The sequence below is a fragment of the Moorena sp. SIO3I6 genome, assembly GCF_010672095.1.
The window spans coordinates 1-1271 of the sequence record NZ_JAAHHU010001446.1; the positions used below are offsets into that span (position 1 = coordinate 1).

The following is a 1271-nucleotide window of genomic DNA, read 5'->3' on the forward strand; positions in this document are numbered from 1 at the left end:
GCATCAAAGCTAACACATCAGGCAGGGACATCCTGGATAAAGAATCAGGTTTGGTGACATCGGTGGCAGTCAGTGAGTCTGTACTATCAGTGGCAGACTTAGATAAACCCGGCAGCTTTTCCATAGCTCTCAAATGCTCCTGAGATGGCCATCTCCCAGAGTTTTGCTTAGTAACCCTTTCTGGCAAAACCTCTTCTGTATCAGAGTAGGATAATGGCTCTGGGCGGTCAATGCGCAGGATCAAGTCATGGTTTTGCCAGAGTTGGGGAAACTGATTGCGATAAGTTTCTAGCACCGCCGGGTCACAGGACTCTTCCTCCCAAGGGGCTACTTGCCAAATCAGGTTGTCAGTGCCAAATACTGCATTTAACAATGCCTGATGATGTTGCACCAACCAATGAATTTCTGCTGACATACGCAACTGATTGGTTTGAGGGTCAATCCACCGATCAATGGTGGCAGTATATCCAGGGACTAAAAAATGAGGTGGCTCTGGTAACCCCAGTATTTCCTGTAAACTCGCACACAGATGCAGGTGCCAGTGACTCTGCTTATTAAAGTCAATGCTATACACTAGATCTTCCCCTGGTGTAAATATAGCAATACCTTTAAACAGTTGGGGGGAGGGGGTTTCATCCAGCATATGCTAGTACTATGTCGTCAATTTAGTTTGATACTTAAGGTTTTACTTTTTAGATGATAAGTGTTATTTTTGAGTTTATAAGTGTTAGGTTTTAGGGTTAGGTTTTAGGTCTTAGGGGTTAGGTTTTAGGAGTTAAGTCTTGATCCCTAATTCCTAATCCCTAATACAAGGGTGACTAATCCCTAGATCCGACCGCGCAACATCATTGCGATCTCGTTGGGAGTGGGTGACTTTTCTAAGGCAGTTTCCTCAGTAATACGCCCCTCTTGGTAAAGAGCGAACAAGGATTTATTTACGGTAACCATACCGTCAAATTCACTGGCCGCCATCAGTTGTTCAATTTCTTCGTATTTGCCCTTGAGGATGTAATCCTTAATAGATTCAGTATTAATCAGGATGTCATGAAACGCAGCACGCTTGCCATCGGTAGTACGGCACAACCCTTGGGAAATGACTCCTACTAGGGCTTCTGATATGGCCACCCGCATGGGAGCCTGTTCTTCTGGATTGTAGAGATTGAGAATCCGCTCAATGGTTTTCACTGCACTGTTGGTATGCAAAGTCCCCATGACCAAGTGACCCGTTTGAGCAGCCTTGAGAGCTGTATTTACTGTTTCTCCCCCCCCCC

2 protein-coding genes are annotated in these 1271 nt (G+C 45.3%); both read right to left on the reverse strand.

Annotated features, from left to right (window positions below):
- The coding region (locus tag F6K49_RS50135; protein ID WP_293110312.1) for a circadian clock protein KaiB at positions 1–643 on the reverse strand (643 nt) is incomplete at its 3' end.
- A gap of 182 nt (positions 644–825) precedes the next feature.
- On the reverse strand, positions 826–1271 hold a 446-nt coding region (locus F6K49_RS50140; protein ID WP_293110315.1), incomplete at its 5' end, for an ATPase, T2SS/T4P/T4SS family.